Source organism: Pseudomonas sp. WS 5079 (assembly GCF_012985465.1).
In the GTDB taxonomy this organism is placed as follows: domain Bacteria; phylum Pseudomonadota; class Gammaproteobacteria; order Pseudomonadales; family Pseudomonadaceae; genus Aquipseudomonas.
Window position 1 is genome coordinate 403,553 of the sequence record NZ_JAAQWN010000005.1, and the last position, 15,153, is coordinate 418,705.

Genomic DNA, 15,153 nt, shown 5'->3' on the forward strand with positions numbered 1-15,153 from the left:
CAATTGAATGACCGCAGAGTAGGGACCGGCGCCTATCAGTTGGCTTAGCGCCAGATTACCTATTTGACAGTTTGCGCGTGCTCAGGCGATCTGCGCCTTGGAGGCCACCACCTCGAACGTCGCCGGGTCCAGCGCGTCAGCCTGCTCGTCCAGCACCTGGCGCGGATGATTGTTACCCGGGATGGAGCTGTCGATCAGCGCCAGCAGCCGCGCACCCAGCGGCGTCAAAATGAAGTTCTCACCGTTGCCGCCCTCATCCTCGGGCCGGGACTCGATAAAGCCGCGCTTGAACAACAATGCCTCGTAGTCGGCGGCAGTCTTTTTCAGCGCATCAAGGTCACCGTTGAACTCGCCGGCCGTGGCCTTCTCGGCGGCTTCCTGTTCGGCATATTTGCGCGGGGCAAAGCTGCCCTCGCCGTTTTGCACTTCATGCAATAGACGTTCGATCAGATCCCAATTGTAAGTGCTCATCCTCAATCCTCCTGCAGGCACACCGGCTGGCTGCCTTCAAAGGTTGTGACCTGTGGGTGCGGGCGCCGTTCAGCCGGGTCGACGGGCGTGATTGCACTGAACTTTTCGCCGGCCGGTGCCCTCAACCGGGTATCACCGCCAAGGAGGTCTACCCCATGAAAACCCTGATGCAACTGGCTGTCGCCGCCACCCTGTTGAGCGCCTTGCCCGCCTGGGCCTGTACCCCGGAAGAAGCCACGCAAAAACGCGAACAACTGGCCAAGGAGGTCAGCACCCTCACCCAGCAGAACCCGACCAAGGCCAAGGAAATCAACGACGAACTGCAGCAGATGGACCTGGACACCGAAAGCGCGAAGTTTCCGGACAAGTGCCAGTTGATCGAGGCGCGGCTCAAGGAGTTGAAGGAAGCGGCGGCCAAGGCGAAAAACTGAGGGCATAAAAAAACCGGACATTGTCCGGTTTTTTAGTGCGCTGGCGTATTACTCGGCAGCCGGCGCTTCTGGCTTGCGGCGCTTGAGCGGCGCCATGCCGTCCTTGCTGACCAACGACAGGTTGTCGGTCTTCGGCCGGTTGGCGATCTTGCGCTTGGTCGGCGACTTGGCGCCGGTTTTCTTCTTGTCGCCCTTGGCGTCGACCTTTTTCTTCTTCACGCCCACGGCCTTGCCCGAAGCCTTGACCTTCTTCGGCCCGGTGTAGGTGCCTTTGACTTCCTTGATGGTGCGGCGCTCGAACGACTGCTTGAGGTAGCGCTCGATGCTCGACATCAGGTTCCAGTCGCCATGGCAGATCAGCGAGATGGCCAGGCCATCGTTGCCGGCACGCCCGGTACGGCCGATACGGTGCACATACTCGTCGCCGCTGCGTGGCATATCGAAGTTGATCACCATGTCCAGGCCTTCGACGTCCAGGCCGCGCGCGGCGACGTCGGTGGCCACCAGGATCTTCACGCCGCCCTGCTTGAGGCGGTCGATGGCGAGCTTGCGGTCCTTCTGGTCCTTCTCACCGTGCAACACAAACGCCTTGTACTCCTGAGCCACCAGGCGCCCGTAGATACGGTCAGCCATGGCCCGGGTGTTGGTGAACACGATGGCCTTCTGATAGGTCTCGTTGGCCAGCAGCCAGTTGAGGATCTGCTCTTTGTGCACATTGTGGTCAGCGGTGATGATCTGCTGACGGGTAGTCGAGTTCAGGTCGCTGACGTTATTGACCTGCAGGTGCTCGGGGTTGTTCAGGACCTTGGCGACCATCTCGCGCAGGGTCGAACCGCCGGTGGTGGCGGAGAACAGCATGGTCTGCTGGCGGTTGACGCATTCTTCGACCAGGCGCTGCACATCGTCGGCAAAGCCCATGTCGAGCATGCGGTCGGCTTCGTCGAGCACCAGCACTTCGACTTCCTTGAGGTCCAGGTTGCCGGCGTTCAATTGCTCGATCATCCGCCCTGGGGTGCCGATCAGGATATCCGGGACCTTGCGCAGCATGGCGGCCTGCACCTTGAAGTCTTCGCCACCGGTGATCAGGCCGGACTTGATGAAAGTGAACTGCGAGAAGCGCTCCACTTCCTTCAAGGTCTGCTGGGCCAGTTCGCGGGTAGGCAGCAGGATCAGGGTCTTGATGCTGACGCGGACCTTGGCCGGGCCGATCAGGCGATTGAGGATCGGCAGGACGAAAGCGGCGGTCTTGCCACTCCCGGTTTGAGCCGTCACCCGCAGGTCACGCCCTTGGAGCGCGAGCGGGATGGCCGCTGCTTGCACAGGCGTAGGCTCGACAAATTTAAGCTCGGCCACGGCTTTGAGCAGGCGTTCGTGCAGGGCGAATTGGGAAAACACGGGTGCTACCTCGAAGAAATACAAAAAATCAGCTGCATAGGGTAACGGTTTCGGGCGCTCAGGCCGAGTTTCTTTACGCGAAGTGGGCCAATCAGGTGGTTTTTTGTCAGGTGATTTGTCTGCCTGCACAACTTTGCAGCACTTAAATGCTCTAATCGCCCCGTCATGTCTTACAGAAGAATCGCGTTAAACCATGGATATCAAACAGCTCTGGCTCAATGTCCAAGACCTCTGGGGTGCCTTGGACCAACACCCGCTGCTGCATTCAAGCCTGGCTTTGCTGGTGCTGTTGGTGGTGGCCCTGCTGGTCGGACGGGTGGCACGCTACCTGATCCTGCATGCCGTCAAGTTGCTCGGCCGCCAACCTGCCCTGCATTGGCTCAATGACCTGCGCCACAACAAAGTCTTCCACCGCCTGGCACAGATGACGCCGTCGCTGGTGATCCAGTTCGGCCTGCACCTGGTGCCGGAATTGAGCAAGACCAGCGCGCTGTTCATCGGCAACGTGGCGCTGGCGTTCACCATCCTGTTCCAGGTATTGGCCATGAGCGCCCTGCTCAACGCCCTGCTGGATATCTACGCCCGCACCGAACATGCCCGCACGCGGTCGATCAAGGGCTATGTGCAACTGGCGAAAATGGTGTTGTTCGTGTTTGGCGCGATCATCATCGTCGCAACCTTGATCGACCGCTCGCCGCTGTTGCTGCTGTCGGGGTTGGGTGCGATGTCGGCGGTGATCCTGTTGGTGTACAAGGACACCTTGTTGTCGTTTGTCGCCAGCGTGCAATTGACCAGCAACGACATGCTGCGAGTCGGCGACTGGATCGAAATGCCCCAGGTCGGCGCCGATGGCGACGTGGTGGACATCACCTTGCATACGGTCAAGGTGCAGAACTTCGACAAGACCATCGTCTCGATCCCTACCTGGCGCTTGATGTCCGAGTCTTTCAAGAACTGGCGCGGCATGCAGGCCTCGGGCGGGCGGCGGATCAAGCGCAGCCTGTTTATCGACGCGGCCGGCGTGCGTTTCCTGCGTGACGATGAAGAAGTGCGGATGACCCAGGTCCACCTGCTGACCGACTACATCAGCCGCAAACAGGCAGAATTGAAAGCCTGGAACGAAGCCCAGGGCCACAGCGCGCAACTGTCGGCCAACCGCCGGCGCATGACCAACCTGGGCACCTTCCGTGCCTATGCCCTGGCTTATCTGAAGAGCCATCCGGATATCCAGCCGAACATGACCTGCATGGTGCGCCAGATGCAGACCACCTCCCAGGGCGTGCCGCTGGAAATCTACTGCTTCACCCGCACCACGGCGTGGGCGGATTACGAGCGGATCCAGGGGGATATTTTCGACTACCTGCTGGCGGTGCTGCCGGAGTTTGGCTTGAGCCTGTACCAGCAACCGAGTGGCAACGACCTGCGGGCCGGAGTACTGCCGGCGGTGTTGGGTGCCAGCCATTTGCCGGCGCCGGAGAAGGCTACGCTCTAACCAGGCGCGAAGCAGCGCCCCTGTGGGAGCGGGCTTGCCCGCGATAGTGGTGGGTCAGTCAACACATCTGTTACTGATCGTCCGCTATCGCGGGCAAGCCCGCTCCCACCTTGGGAACGATCATTGCCGGCAGAGTGGCGCCGGGCGAATCCCCAACCGGCTGATCCACACTGCCGCCACAATCACCGCCCCGCCCAGGAACAACCGCCCCAGCGGCTCATGCTGATTCCAGATCAGCAGATTCAGCAGCAACCCCACCGGCACATGCAGGTTGTTCATCACCGCCAGGGTGCCGCCATTGACCAGGCACGCGCCCTTGTTCCACCAGTACAAACCCAAGGCGGTGCTGACCAGGCCAAGAAACAGCAGCACACCCCATTGCAACGGCGCTTCGGGCAGGAAGTTGGCCTTGCCGAACAGCAGGAACGCCGGCAATACCACCGCCAACGCCCCCAAATAGAAGTAGCCAAAGCGCCGGTAGTGCGGCAGGTCGCTCGGGTGCCGCGCCACCAGGCGCCGATACAGCACTTGCCCAGCGGCGTAGGTGAAGTTGGCCAGTTGCAGCAGCAAAAAGCCCATGAAAAAGTCCGGGTTGATCTGGTCAAAACGGATCACCGCCGCCCCCGCTACCGCCACCAGCGCGGCGATCAGCGCCCAGGGGTTGAAGCGCCGGTTCAGCGCGTCTTCGATCAGGGTCACATGCAACGGCGTGAGGATGGTGAACAGCAGCACCTCCGGCACCGTCAACACGCGAAAGCTCAAATACAGGCACACGTAGGTCACGCCGAACTGCAACGCGCCGATCAGCAGCATGCCGCGCATGAACGCAGGCTCCACCGAGCGCCAGCGGGTCAGGGGGATAAACACCAACCCAGCCAGCAGCACACGCACCAGCACGGCGAAGTAGCTGTCGACATGACCGGCCAGGTATTCGCCGATCAAGCTGAAGGAAAACGCCTGGATCAGGGTGACAATCAGTAAGTAGCCCATGTGCGCCTCATATTTGAATGGGCGCGACATTAGCGTCTTTCACGGCGGGGCGAAACTCGGGGCAAAAAAAACCCGACCTCGCTAAAGCGTCAGTCGGGCAGGAGCACTCAGGAGCAACGAGCGCAAAGGGAGGTTCGATACGCGTACTTGAAGGGTTGCGTGGAGCTATAAAAACATCGCGCGATTATCTGGCGATTAACGCTTCAGGCAACTTGTGCCAGCAGGGCCTTGGCATGGTTCACGCCCTTTTCCTGGAAATCGCCACCCAGGTTCACCCCTTCGGCATGAATGAAGGTCACGTCATGGATGCCGATAAACCCCATGACCTGGCGCAGATACGGTTCCTGGTGATCGCTGCTCGCGCCGGTGTGGATGCCACCACGGGCGGTCAGCACAAAGGCGCGCTTGCCGGTCAACAGGCCCTGGGGGCCGGTGGCGGTGTACTTGAAGGTCACGCCGGCACGCAGCACATGGTCAAGCCAGGCCTTGAGGGTGCTGGGGATGGCGAAGTTGTACATCGGCGCGGCCATCACCAGCACATCGGCGGCCAGCAACTCGTCGGTCAGGTGGTTGGAACGGTCCAGGGAAGCCTGCTCGTCGCTACTGCGCTGCTCGACCGGCTTCATCCAGCCACCCAGCAGGTTCGCGTCCAGGTGCGGCACCGGGTTGACAGCCAGGTCGCGCACGGTGATCTGATCGGCCGGATGGGCCGCCTGCCATTGGCTGATGAACTGTTGGGTCAACTGGCGGGAGATAGAGTCCTGCTGGCGGGCGCTGCTTTCGATGATCAGAACGTTGGACATGGCTTTGTAAGCTCCATCGGTAATTGCTGTAAGTCGATGGAGTGAAGGTTAAACAGAGACCGTTCGATAAAAAAGCGCAAAAAACTGCTATAACCCATCTATAAAGTTGTTTATAAGCGGAGCATCGTCAGTGCTCCGCAGCACCTTACTTGGGTTCGCAGGTCAGCTTGATCCGCATCTTGATAATCGCGCGGCTGAACTTGACCGTGGTGTTGGTGCTTTTGCCGGCGGGGACCGTGACCTTGCGCACCCGCGCTGGCTCCGGGCCATTGGTAAACGCGACCGTACACGCAGCGTCATTGCTGCCGAAGTTACTGAGCCGGATGGAGCTGATATCGCCGTCCACATCGGAGGCGTTGTAATCGATGCTGACCCCCTTGATCGACTTTGACACGTCGATCGGATAGGCAAACGCGCTCAACGGCAACAATGCCAGCACTACACAACAGAATTTTCTCATTCGGCAGTCTCCAATAAGGACCGCCAGCTTAGGACAAGAGGAGCTCATCTTGAAAGCGCCCCGCGTGACCCTTGATCAATGGCGCACGTTGCAAGCCGTGGTCGACCATGGCGGCTTCGCCCAGGCGGCCGAAGTGCTGCACCGCTCGCAATCCTCGGTGAGCTACACCGTGGCCCGCATGCAAGACCAACTGGGCGTGCCCCTGTTGCGCATCGATGGGCGCAAGGCCGTACTCACCGACGCCGGCGAAGTGCTGTTGCGTCGCTCCCGGCAACTGGTGAAAAACGCCAGCCAACTGGAAGACCTGGCCCACCATATGGAACAAGGCTGGGAAGCCGAAGTACGCCTGGTAGTCGATGCCGCCTACCCCAACGCCCGCCTGGTACGCGCCCTCACCGCCTTTATGCCGCAAAGCCGTGGCTGCCGTGTGCGCCTGCGCGAAGAAGTGCTGTCGGGTGTCGAGGAACTGCTGATCGAAGGCGTGGCCGACCTGGCGATCAGCGGCTTCAGCATCCCCGGCTACCTGGGCACGGAAATGAGCGACGTGGAATTTGTCGCCGTGGCCCACCCCGAACATCCGTTGCACCGGCTCAACCGCGAACTGAGCTTCCAGGACCTGGAAAGCCAGATGCAAGTGGTGATCCGCGACTCCGGTCGCCAGCAACCGCGGGACGTCGGCTGGCTCGGCGCCGAACAGCGCTGGACCGTGGGCAGCCTGGCCACCGCCGCCACCTTCGTCGGCAGCGGCCTGGGGTTTGCCTGGCTGCCCCGGCACATGATCGAGCGGGAACTCAAGGAGGGTGTGCTCAAGCAACTGCCCCTGGAGCAAGGCGCCAGCCGCCACCCGACGTTCTACCTGTACTCGAACAAGGACAAGCCCCTGGGCCCGGCCACGCAGATTCTCGTCGAACTGCTGCGCACCTTCGACACCGCACCGCTGGACGCACCCTTTGCCGCTCCCCGGCAAGCCTGACACGGAGTTCACCGATGGCCTATTTCGAACATGAAGGCTGCACCCTGCATTACGAGGAATACGGCCACGGCGAGCCACTGATCCTGATCCACGGCCTGGGCTCCAGTTGCCAGGATTGGGAGCTGCAAATACCGGTATTGTCCCGGCATTACCGCCTGGTGGTGCTGGATGTGCGCGGTCACGGGCGCTCCGACAAGCCCCGGGAGCGCTACAGCATCGCCGGTTTTACCGCCGACCTGGTGGCGCTGATCGAACACCTGCAACTGCCCGCCGCCCACGTGGTAGGCCTGTCGATGGGCGGGATGATCGCCTTCCAACTGGCGGTCGACCAACCGCAGTTGCTCAAAAGCCTGTGCATCGTCAACAGCACACCCGAGGTCAAGGTGCGCAGCGCCGATGATTATTGGCAATGGGCCAAGCGCTGGAGCCTGGCGCGCGTGCTGAGCTTGAATACCATCGGCAAGGCGCTTGGCGACCGGTTGTTCCCCAAGCCCTCACAGGCCGACCTGCGGCGCAAGATGACCGAACGCTGGGCAAAAAACGACAAACGTGCTTACCTCGCCAGCTTCGATGCGATTGTGGGCTGGGGGGTGCAGGAACGACTTTCGCGGATTACCTGTCCAACCCTGGTCATCAGCGCCGACCACGACTACACCCCGGTGGCGCAAAAACAAATCTATGTAAAACTGCTGCCTGATGCGCGGTTGGTGGTGATTGCGGACTCACGTCACGCGACACCGCTGGACCAACCCGAGACCTTCAATACAACCCTGCTCGATTTTCTCAAGACCGTCCAAACCACTTCCCAGGATCACTGACCCATGCTGAAAAAAATCGCCGTTTTTGCCGGTTCTGTTCTGTTTGCTGCCAACCTGATGGCGGCGGACGCCAAGGCACCGCATGTCTTGCTGGACACCAGCTTCGGCAACATCGAAATCGAACTGGACCCGGTCAAGGCGCCGATCTCCAGCAAGAACTTCCTGGAATACGTGAAGAGTGGTTTTTATACCAACACCATTTTTCACCGTGTGATTCCAGGCTTCATGGTCCAGGGCGGTGGCTTCACCTCGCAAATGGTCCAGAAAGACACCAAGGACCCTATCCGCAACGAAGCCAGCAACGGCCTGCATAACGTGCGTGGCAGCTTGTCGATGGCCCGGACCTCCAACCCCAACTCGGCCACCAGCCAGTTCTTCATCAACGTTGCCGACAATGCCTTCCTCGACCCAGGTCGCGATGCCGGTTACGCAGTCTTCGCCAAAGTCGTCAGTGGCATGGACGTGGTGGACCAGATCGTCAACTCGCAGACCACCACCAAGCAAGGCATGCAAAACGTGCCCGTCGATCCTGTGCTTATCAAGTCGGCCAAAATCATCGACTGATCGACAGGAGTTCCGCGCGCCGCCCACAAGGCCGCGCGCGTATTCAACAAGGAGAGCCCGCCCGGCGGGCGTCAGACCTAATGCTCTATCGTCGTTTTGAACAACTGATCGATATCTTCCGCGACGCTCCCAGCGCGGCACCTCCCGATAAAGTCCTGCCCTTCTACCTCTATTACCTGCGCCAGGTGTGGCCGTGCTTTGCCGCGCTGCTGGTGGTGGGCCTGATCGGCGCGCTGATCGAGGTGGCGCTGTTCAGCTACCTGAGCCGCATCATCGACCTGGCCCAGGGCACGCCGCCGGCCAATTTCTTCCAGATCCACGCCACCGAGTTGATCTGGATGGCCGTGGTCGCCCTGCTGCTGCGCCCGATCTTCGGCGCCCTGCACGACCTGCTGGTGCACCAGACCATCAGCCCCGGCATGACCAGCCTGATCCGCTGGCAGAACCACAGCTATGTGCTCAAGCAGAGCCTGAACTTCTTCCAGAACGATTTTGCCGGGCGCATTGCCCAGCGCATCATGCAAACCGGCAATTCGCTGCGTGATTCGGCCGTGGCCGCCGTCGATGCCATCTGGCACGTGGCGATCTATGCCATCAGTTCCCTGGTGCTGTTCGCCGAGGCCGACTGGCGCCTGATGATCCCGCTGGTCACCTGGATCATTGCCTACAGCCTGGCGCTGCGCTACTTCGTGCCACGGGTCAAGGAACGCTCGGTGATTTCCTCCGAGGCGCGCTCCAAATTGATGGGGCGCATCGTCGATGGCTACACCAATATCACCACCTTGAAGCTGTTCGCCCACACCCAGTCCGAGCAGGAGTACGCCAAGGAAGCGATCATCGAGCAGACCGAAAAAACCCAGCTGGCCAGCCGCGTGGTCACCAGCATGGACGTGGTCATCACGACCATGAACGGCCTGCTGATCGTCACCACCACCGGCCTGGCCCTGTGGCTGTGGACGCAATCGCTGATCTCGGTCGGCGCCATCGCCCTGGCGACCGGCCTGGTGATCCGCATCGTCAACATGTCGGGCTGGATCATGTGGGTGGTCAATGGCATTTTCGAGAACATCGGCATGGTCCAGGACGGCCTGAAAACCATCGCCCAGCCCCTGGCGGTAATCGACCGCGAGAACGCCCCGCGCCTGCGCGTGCCCCACGGCGAAGTGCGCTTCGAACAGGTGGATTTCCACTACGGCAAGAGCAGCGGCATCATCAGTGGCCTGAACCTGGTGATCAAGCCAGGGGAAAAGATCGGCCTGATCGGCCCGTCCGGTGCCGGCAAGTCGACCCTGGTCAACCTGCTGCTGCGCCTCTACGACCTGCAAGGCGGACGCATCCTGATCGACGGCCAGGACATCGCCGAAGTGGCCCAGGAAAGCCTGCGCGAACGCATCGGCATGATCACCCAGGACACCTCGCTGCTGCACCGCTCGATCCGCGACAACTTGCTGTACGGCAAACCCGATGCCACTGACCAAGAGCTCTGGGAAGCGATCCGCAAGGCGCGTGCCGATGAATTTATCCCGCTGCTGTCGGACGCCGAGGGCCGCATTGGCCTGGATGCCCATGTGGGTGAGCGCGGGGTGAAACTCTCCGGCGGGCAACGCCAGCGCATCGCAATCGCCCGGGTCCTGCTCAAGGATGCACCGATCCTGATCATGGACGAAGCCACTTCGGCCCTGGACTCGGAAGTGGAAGCAGCCATCCAGGAAAGCCTGGAAACCCTGATGCAAGGCAAGACGGTAATCGCTATCGCTCACCGCCTGTCCACGATTGCTCGAATGGACAGGTTGGTGGTCCTGGAAAAAGGCCAGATCGCCGAAAGTGGCAGCCATGCGCAATTGCTGGCACATGGCGGCCTGTACTCGCGATTGTGGCAGCACCAGACCGGAGGATTCGTGGGTATCGACTGATTCTGGACTACTAACCGCGCGATCAATTCCGAACAATTCTGACAGTTTTTTCTAACTCGCTGGCCGTGTATCACAATCCTGCTGTACTGCAATCAGGGCCCAGGGAGGGCCCTGACATCAGACTGCAGGGAAGCCTCACCGACCAGTTGATTTAGAAGGACGCGTTCATGTCTCTGTTCAAACGTTCCGTTACAGAAGGGTTAGGTACGTTTTGGCTGGTGTTGGGTGGTTGCGGGAGTGCGGTTCTGGCCGCAGCGTTCCCCGATGTCGGAATCGGCCTGCTGGGTGTCTCGCTGGCATTCGGGCTTACCGTACTGACCATGGCATTTGCCATTGGCCATATCAGCGGCTGCCACCTCAACCCGGCAGTCACCGTGGGCCTGGTGGTCGGCGGCAGGTTTTCGGCCAGGGAAATGCCAGCGTATATCGTCGCGCAAGTCATTGGCGGCGTAGTGGCAGCGGCCCTGCTGTACTTCATTGCCAGCGGCAAGCCGGGTTTTGAACTGGCTTCGGGCCTGGCATCCAATGGCTACGGTGAACACTCGCCGGGCGGGTATTCGATGGCGGCCGGGTTTGTCACCGAACTGGTGATGACCGCAATGTTCGTGCTGATCATCCTCGGCGCCACTGACCGTCGCGCACCGGCTGGCCTGGCACCCATCGCCATTGGCCTGGGGCTGACACTGATCCACCTGATCTCCATCCCGGTCACCAACACCTCGGTCAACCCGGCCCGCAGCACCGGCCCTGCGCTGATTGTCGGCGGTTGGGCGATCCAGCAGCTGTGGCTGTTCTGGCTGGCGCCGATCCTTGGCGCAGTGATCGGTGGCATCACCTACCGTTGGTTGGGCAAAGAAGAAACCGCCTGATCCAACAGTATTGACCCACCCTGTGGGAGCGAGCTTGCTCGCGAAAAACCTGAGGGCGCCGCGTTTATCCAGAATGAACGCGGTGTACTTGAGTTCTTCGCGAGCAAGCTCGCTCCTACAGGGGAACAGGTTGAGTTCCCTGAGCGTTATTCCTGTCGATACGGCAACGCCGACCGCGCCTCCTCGGCATACGCCAGAATCCCCACCCGCTCGCGCTCCAGGAAATCCGCCACGGCGCTTTTCAAGCCTGGATGGCGCAAGTAGTGCCAGGAGTGGGTAATCACCGGCTCAAATCCACGGATCAACTTGTGCTCGCCCTGGGCCCCGGCGTCGAAACGTTGCAGGCCATTGGCAATCGCGTGGTCCATGCCTTGATAGAAGCAGGTCTCGAAATGCAGCCGGTCGAATTCGCCCAGGCAGCCCCAATAGCGGCCATATAGGCTGTCGCCGCCGACCAGGCTGAACGCCATGGCCACCGGGCGCGGCCCTTGCTTGGCCAGCACCACCCGTATTGCCTGCGGCATGCGTTCGGCCAGCAGGCTGAAAAACGCTCGCGTCAGGTACGGTGACTGCCGGCGCACCGCATAGGTGTTGGCGTAGCAGGCGTAGACAAAATCCCACTGGGCCTCGCTCAGTTCATGGCCGTGCAGCCACTCGAACTCGATGCCCTGCCCCGCCACTTGTTCGCGCTCCTTGCGCATCTGCTTGCGCTTGCGCGAGCTCAAGGCGTCGAGGAAGTCCTGGAAGTCGCGATAACCACGGTTCTGCCAGTGGAACTGGCAACCCAGGCGCGCAAGCCAACCGGGTTGCTGGCCCAGCGCGGCATCGGCCATGGCATCGGTGAAGTTGATGTGGGCACTGGAAAGCCCTTCGATCTCCAAGTAGCCAGGCAGGCTCTGGAGCAGCTCCAGGCCATCCGCGCCACTGGCCGTCAACAGGCGCGGCCCGCTGACCGGGCTGAAAGGCACCGCTGTCAGCAGCTTAGGGTAATAGTCGATGCCCGCGCGCGCGCAGGCGTCAGCCCAGCCATGGTCGAATACGTATTCGCCATAGGAGTGCCATTTGCGATAGCTGGGCAGCGCCGCCACCAGCCGCTCGCCCTCGTAATGCAGCAAGTGCTCCGGCTGCCAGCCAGAATGCCGGCCAAGGCTGGCACTGTCTTCCAGCGCACTGAGGAAAGCATGGCGCAGAAACGGCTGATCCTCGGGAACCAATGCGTTCCATTCATCAGGCGATACTTCGGACAGGCTATTCAAACGTTTCAACGGCATGCCATTCCCCGACGGTAAACGCTCGCTCACGATATTCAGGCCATTCTGACAGAACCTGCCACCCGCGCGGTCAGCAAAAAAAAACCCCGCCAGTTGGCGGGGTGAAAAAGAGGATCGCGCTTTAACGGATGAAGAAAGAGCGCGTTGGAGCGGTATTACAGTTGCTTAGAACACGTACTGCACACGACCGACGATGGAGTCACCGCTGTCATCGCCATTGGCGTTGGTGATTTTGTCGGTGCTGACCTTGCTGTAGTTCACGGACAGCTTGACCGCTTCGTTGGCGTACCAGTTCACACCCAGGGTGTTCACGTTGGCCTTGGCGTCGCCGGTTTCGCGGGTAGCGCTGCTGACGACGATGTTCTTGTCGTCAACCTTGATGCTGTCATAACGGTAGAACACTTCCCAGGCGCCGTACTGCTTGTTCTCAGGCTTGATGGCGTCGAACTTGCCGCCGTCGAGCTTGTAGGCACGGGATTCGCCGGTCAGGGTGTAGGCCAGTTGGCCGTAGAAACCGCTGGTTTTCACGTCCTGGTAGGCATTGCTGTCAGCCTTCATCTTGCGGCTCAGGGCTTCAGCCTGTACCGAGAATGGGCCAGTGGCGAAGGCAAACTCACCACCAAACACGGTGTCGGTGTCATAGGCGCCGACTGCGGTCAGGTTGCTGGCGTTCAGGCCCACACCGCCGCCGAAGGTAGCGCGGTTGCCGTTGGAGCCAGCATCGTTGCCACCGGTCGTCGCCACGCCACGGGCGCCAAGACGCGGACGGATCCGCGAGTCGAAGGCCGCGTCGTTGAGGTCACGTGCCGCCACGTTCAAGCCGAAGTGCAGGACGTCGCCGCCTTTGTTCATCGGCGCCAACACGATACGGCCGTTGAATTGCTTCACGCCCTTGCCGTCTTCGTCGTTGATGTCTTTGGAAGCCAGGCTGGCGGAGCCGTAGAACATCTCAGCCGCAGTGCCGCTGACCTGGATGCCCATGCCGTTTTCGTGGGTGTTGACCCAGTCTGCAACCTCGTAGGCCGAGTTACGCTCCATGGCGGTGATCCACTTGGAGCTGGTAGCTTTTTCCAGGCCGAAATCCGGGTCAAAACGACCAACGCGGATAGTCACCGGCTTGAAGCCCACATAGGACATGGACGCTTCGTCGAAGTAACCGTCGTCGGAGTTACCCGAGTTGTGGGAGAAGTCGTAGTTGAGCTGGTATTTGAAATCCTTGTAAACGGTGCCACCCAGCTCCAGGAAGGCGCGACGGAAGTAAGCGGCGTCGCCCGAATCACCGTTCTTGGTGTAGAAGCCGTCAAATGTGCCGTAATCGGCTTGCAAGCGACCACCCAGCTTGAAGCTGAAGTTCTGGTCGGTAGTAGCAACCTCAAGGCCGCCCTTGGTTTTGACAACGATATCGGCGCCGTCAGTAGTGACAGTACCAGCGAAAGCCTGGGCGGTAACGGCCAGGGCCAGGGCGCTGGCCGCGAAACCGGCGAAGTGCTTACGGATCATCGAAGAATTCCCCTAATTGGTGGTCTTTTGCGTTGGAAAACACACGGGTTCTGCCCCGCTGGTGTTGGGAGGGGATCTTGGCGAGGGGATATTTCAGCCAAGTTGCTGCAAGATAAATATTTTATTACAGGGGAACTTTCTTACAACCACTTGGAATAAGCGCAACGCTACGGCCGGCGTGGGTTTGAGCTAAAAAAGTACGAGAAATGCCAAGTGAAAAAAAGGTGAAAAAAAATGACAAACCTGCAAGGTTTTTCAGCGCATAGCTTTTCGCCGACACAAAAAAGCCCGCGACGGGGACGTCGCAGGCCTTGGCAACCGCAGACAGCGTTGGGTCAGGAGTTGCGCTTGAGCTCCGAGGCCAGGCGCTCGGCCAACCCTTGCGCATCGGCCACTTCGGGTTCGGGCAGGATGCGCAACGTGGCTTGCATCAGGCGCATCTGGCGAATGAAGCGCCGGCAATTGGCGCAGAACATCAGGTGATGGCGCATACGCAGGCGATCACCAAAGGTCAGTTGCCCATCGAGAAAATCGCTGGAACGCGCCACTTGTTCTTTGCAGGTCAACATTCGCCGGTCTCCTCGAAATGCTCCACCGTAGCGAAGACTTTAAGCCGCGCCCGGTGCAGCAGCACTCGCACATTGGAGAGCGAGATCTCCAGAAGATTACAAATCTCTTCCAGTTCCAGCCCCTGGCGCTCGCGCAGCAGCAGCACACTGCTTTGCAGCTCGGACAGACTTAGCAACGTGTGCTCCAGACATTCACGCAGCTCGTTTTCGGTGAGCAACGCCTCGGGGGTGTCCTGGTGCCAGGCAAATGGCGCGACCAGCCAATGCTCATCGCCGGCGGCAAAACGCTCATCGCCGATGGTGCCGTGGGGCGATGGCAGGTCGTCCAGCAGCACTTCCCGTCGATTCTGCTTGTAGCGCCCCTTGGCCGAGTTGGCGGTGATGGTCAGCAGCCAGGTCTTGAGGCTGGAACGCCCTTCAAACCGGGCGAGGCTGCGCACCACCGAGAGCCATGCGTCCTGGACCACTTCGTCGGCATGGCGCTGGCCTACGATGGCGTAGGCCACCGCACGCATCGCGCTCTGGTAGGTGGTGACCAATTCCTTGTAGGCCCGCTGCTCGCCCTTGAGCAGGCGTTCAAGCAGGTGCGCGTCGTCGGCTGCTGCCATTCAAAACCTCATTGTGCAAGACGTGG

The 15,153-nt window shown here is 60.5% G+C and carries 16 protein-coding genes; 7 read left to right on the plus strand and 9 right to left on the minus strand.

Annotated elements, in window-relative coordinates; genetic code table 11:
* Positions 1-81: 81 nt before the first annotated feature.
* Complete coding sequence (locus HBO05_RS16255; RefSeq protein ID WP_169955607.1) at positions 82-471, minus strand: transcriptional regulator; 390 nt, start codon at positions 469-471, stop codon at positions 82-84.
* Positions 472-626: 155 nt separating this feature from the next.
* Between HBO05_RS16255 and HBO05_RS16260 the strand changes: the two genes are divergently transcribed.
* On the plus strand, positions 627-902 hold the full coding sequence (locus tag HBO05_RS16260; RefSeq protein ID WP_170043270.1) for a hypothetical protein: 276 nt from the start codon (positions 627-629) through the stop codon (positions 900-902).
* A gap of 48 nt (positions 903-950) precedes the next feature.
* Here HBO05_RS16260 and HBO05_RS16265 read toward each other — a convergent pair whose 3' ends face one another.
* Positions 951-2,297 (minus strand): DEAD/DEAH box helicase, encoded by a 1,347-nt coding sequence (locus HBO05_RS16265; protein WP_169955605.1) that lies wholly within the window; start codon positions 2,295-2,297, stop codon positions 951-953.
* 193 nt (positions 2,298-2,490) lie between these two features.
* Between HBO05_RS16265 and HBO05_RS16270 the strand changes: the two genes are divergently transcribed.
* Positions 2,491-3,789, plus strand: a complete 1,299-nt coding sequence (locus HBO05_RS16270) for a mechanosensitive ion channel family protein (RefSeq protein ID WP_169955604.1) — start codon at positions 2,491-2,493, stop codon at positions 3,787-3,789.
* 120 nt (positions 3,790-3,909) lie between these two features.
* Here the strand turns inward: HBO05_RS16270 and HBO05_RS16275 are convergent, their stop codons facing one another.
* The 3 genes from HBO05_RS16275 to HBO05_RS16285 all read right to left on the minus strand — a co-directional run bounded on the left by HBO05_RS16275 (position 3,910) and on the right by HBO05_RS16285 (position 6,042).
* Positions 3,910-4,779: a carboxylate/amino acid/amine transporter gene (locus tag HBO05_RS16275; protein WP_128593759.1), complete on the minus strand. Its 870-nt coding sequence runs from the start codon at positions 4,777-4,779 to the stop codon at positions 3,910-3,912.
* A 203-nt stretch (positions 4,780-4,982) separates the two neighbouring features.
* A complete protein-coding gene (locus tag HBO05_RS16280; protein ID WP_169955603.1) occupies positions 4,983-5,582 on the minus strand; it encodes an FMN-dependent NADH-azoreductase in 600 nt (199 codons plus the stop codon).
* Between the two features lie 145 nt (positions 5,583-5,727).
* Positions 5,728-6,042 carry a 3-phosphoglycerate kinase gene (locus HBO05_RS16285; RefSeq protein WP_172313370.1) on the minus strand — a complete coding sequence of 105 codons (315 nt, stop codon included), beginning with the start codon at positions 6,040-6,042 and terminating at the stop codon, positions 5,728-5,730.
* Between the two features lie 49 nt (positions 6,043-6,091).
* Here HBO05_RS16285 and HBO05_RS16290 point away from each other — a divergent pair, with 49 nt between their 5' ends.
* The 5 genes from HBO05_RS16290 to aqpZ all read left to right on the plus strand — a co-directional run bounded on the left by HBO05_RS16290 (position 6,092) and on the right by aqpZ (position 11,179).
* Positions 6,092-7,015: a LysR family transcriptional regulator gene (locus HBO05_RS16290; protein WP_169955601.1), complete on the plus strand. Its 924-nt coding sequence runs from the start codon at positions 6,092-6,094 to the stop codon at positions 7,013-7,015.
* Positions 7,016-7,029: 14 nt separating this feature from the next.
* Positions 7,030-7,833 carry an alpha/beta hydrolase gene (locus HBO05_RS16295; protein ID WP_170043269.1) on the plus strand — a complete coding sequence of 268 codons (804 nt, stop codon included), beginning with the start codon at positions 7,030-7,032 and terminating at the stop codon, positions 7,831-7,833.
* A 3-nt stretch (positions 7,834-7,836) separates the two neighbouring features.
* Positions 7,837-8,397 carry a peptidylprolyl isomerase gene (locus HBO05_RS16300; RefSeq protein ID WP_169955599.1) on the plus strand — a complete coding sequence of 187 codons (561 nt, stop codon included), beginning with the start codon at positions 7,837-7,839 and terminating at the stop codon, positions 8,395-8,397.
* A gap of 80 nt (positions 8,398-8,477) precedes the next feature.
* A complete protein-coding gene (locus HBO05_RS16305; RefSeq protein ID WP_169955598.1) occupies positions 8,478-10,310 on the plus strand; it encodes an ABC transporter ATP-binding protein in 1,833 nt (610 codons plus the stop codon).
* 167 nt (positions 10,311-10,477) lie between these two features.
* Positions 10,478-11,179 carry an aquaporin Z gene (gene aqpZ, locus HBO05_RS16310; protein ID WP_169955597.1) on the plus strand — a complete coding sequence of 234 codons (702 nt, stop codon included), beginning with the start codon at positions 10,478-10,480 and terminating at the stop codon, positions 11,177-11,179.
* Positions 11,180-11,325: 146 nt separating this feature from the next.
* On the opposite strand, the gene HBO05_RS16315 is transcribed toward aqpZ, so the two are convergent.
* The 4 genes from HBO05_RS16315 to HBO05_RS16330 form a co-directional block, all read right to left on the minus strand.
* Complete coding sequence (locus tag HBO05_RS16315; protein ID WP_169955596.1) at positions 11,326-12,450, minus strand: GNAT family N-acetyltransferase; 1,125 nt, start codon at positions 12,448-12,450, stop codon at positions 11,326-11,328.
* A gap of 165 nt (positions 12,451-12,615) precedes the next feature.
* Positions 12,616-13,950: an OprO/OprP family phosphate-selective porin gene (locus HBO05_RS16320; RefSeq protein ID WP_169955595.1), complete on the minus strand. Its 1,335-nt coding sequence runs from the start codon at positions 13,948-13,950 to the stop codon at positions 12,616-12,618.
* A gap of 335 nt (positions 13,951-14,285) precedes the next feature.
* Positions 14,286-14,519 carry a zf-HC2 domain-containing protein gene (locus HBO05_RS16325; RefSeq protein ID WP_172313372.1) on the minus strand — a complete coding sequence of 78 codons (234 nt, stop codon included), beginning with the start codon at positions 14,517-14,519 and terminating at the stop codon, positions 14,286-14,288.
* Positions 14,513-15,127, minus strand: a complete 615-nt coding sequence (locus tag HBO05_RS16330) for an RNA polymerase sigma factor (protein ID WP_170043263.1) — start codon at positions 15,125-15,127, stop codon at positions 14,513-14,515. The genes HBO05_RS16325 and HBO05_RS16330 overlap by 7 nt, the downstream gene beginning before the upstream one ends.
* Positions 15,128-15,153 lie beyond the last annotated feature (26 nt).

What these genes read in the sequence shown, in the direction of transcription:
- HBO05_RS16255 (WP_169955607.1), bottom strand. Translation starts at nt 471, where the DNA reads ATGAGCACTTACAATTGGGATCTGATCGAACGTCTATTGCATGAAGTG.
- HBO05_RS16260 (WP_170043270.1), top strand. Translation starts at nt 627, where the DNA reads ATGAAAACCCTGATGCAACTGGCTGTCGCCGCCACCCTGTTGAGCGCC.
- HBO05_RS16270 (WP_169955604.1), top strand. Translation starts at nt 2,491, where the DNA reads ATGGATATCAAACAGCTCTGGCTCAATGTCCAAGACCTCTGGGGTGCC.
- HBO05_RS16275 (WP_128593759.1), bottom strand. Translation starts at nt 4,779, where the DNA reads ATGGGCTACTTACTGATTGTCACCCTGATCCAGGCGTTTTCCTTCAGC.
- HBO05_RS16280 (WP_169955603.1), bottom strand. Translation starts at nt 5,582, where the DNA reads ATGTCCAACGTTCTGATCATCGAAAGCAGCGCCCGCCAGCAGGACTCT.
- HBO05_RS16285 (WP_172313370.1), bottom strand. Translation starts at nt 6,042, where the DNA reads ATGAGAAAATTCTGTTGTGTAGTGCTGGCATTGTTGCCGTTGAGCGCG.
- HBO05_RS16295 (WP_170043269.1), top strand. Translation starts at nt 7,030, where the DNA reads ATGGCCTATTTCGAACATGAAGGCTGCACCCTGCATTACGAGGAATAC.
- HBO05_RS16300 (WP_169955599.1), top strand. Translation starts at nt 7,837, where the DNA reads ATGCTGAAAAAAATCGCCGTTTTTGCCGGTTCTGTTCTGTTTGCTGCC.
- HBO05_RS16305 (WP_169955598.1), top strand. Translation starts at nt 8,478, where the DNA reads ATGCTCTATCGTCGTTTTGAACAACTGATCGATATCTTCCGCGACGCT.
- aqpZ (WP_169955597.1), top strand. Translation starts at nt 10,478, where the DNA reads ATGTCTCTGTTCAAACGTTCCGTTACAGAAGGGTTAGGTACGTTTTGG.
- HBO05_RS16315 (WP_169955596.1), bottom strand. Translation starts at nt 12,450, where the DNA reads ATGCCGTTGAAACGTTTGAATAGCCTGTCCGAAGTATCGCCTGATGAA.
- HBO05_RS16320 (WP_169955595.1), bottom strand. Translation starts at nt 13,950, where the DNA reads ATGATCCGTAAGCACTTCGCCGGTTTCGCGGCCAGCGCCCTGGCCCTG.
- HBO05_RS16325 (WP_172313372.1), bottom strand. Translation starts at nt 14,519, where the DNA reads ATGTTGACCTGCAAAGAACAAGTGGCGCGTTCCAGCGATTTTCTCGAT.
- HBO05_RS16330 (WP_170043263.1), bottom strand. Translation starts at nt 15,127, where the DNA reads ATGGCAGCAGCCGACGACGCGCACCTGCTTGAACGCCTGCTCAAGGGC.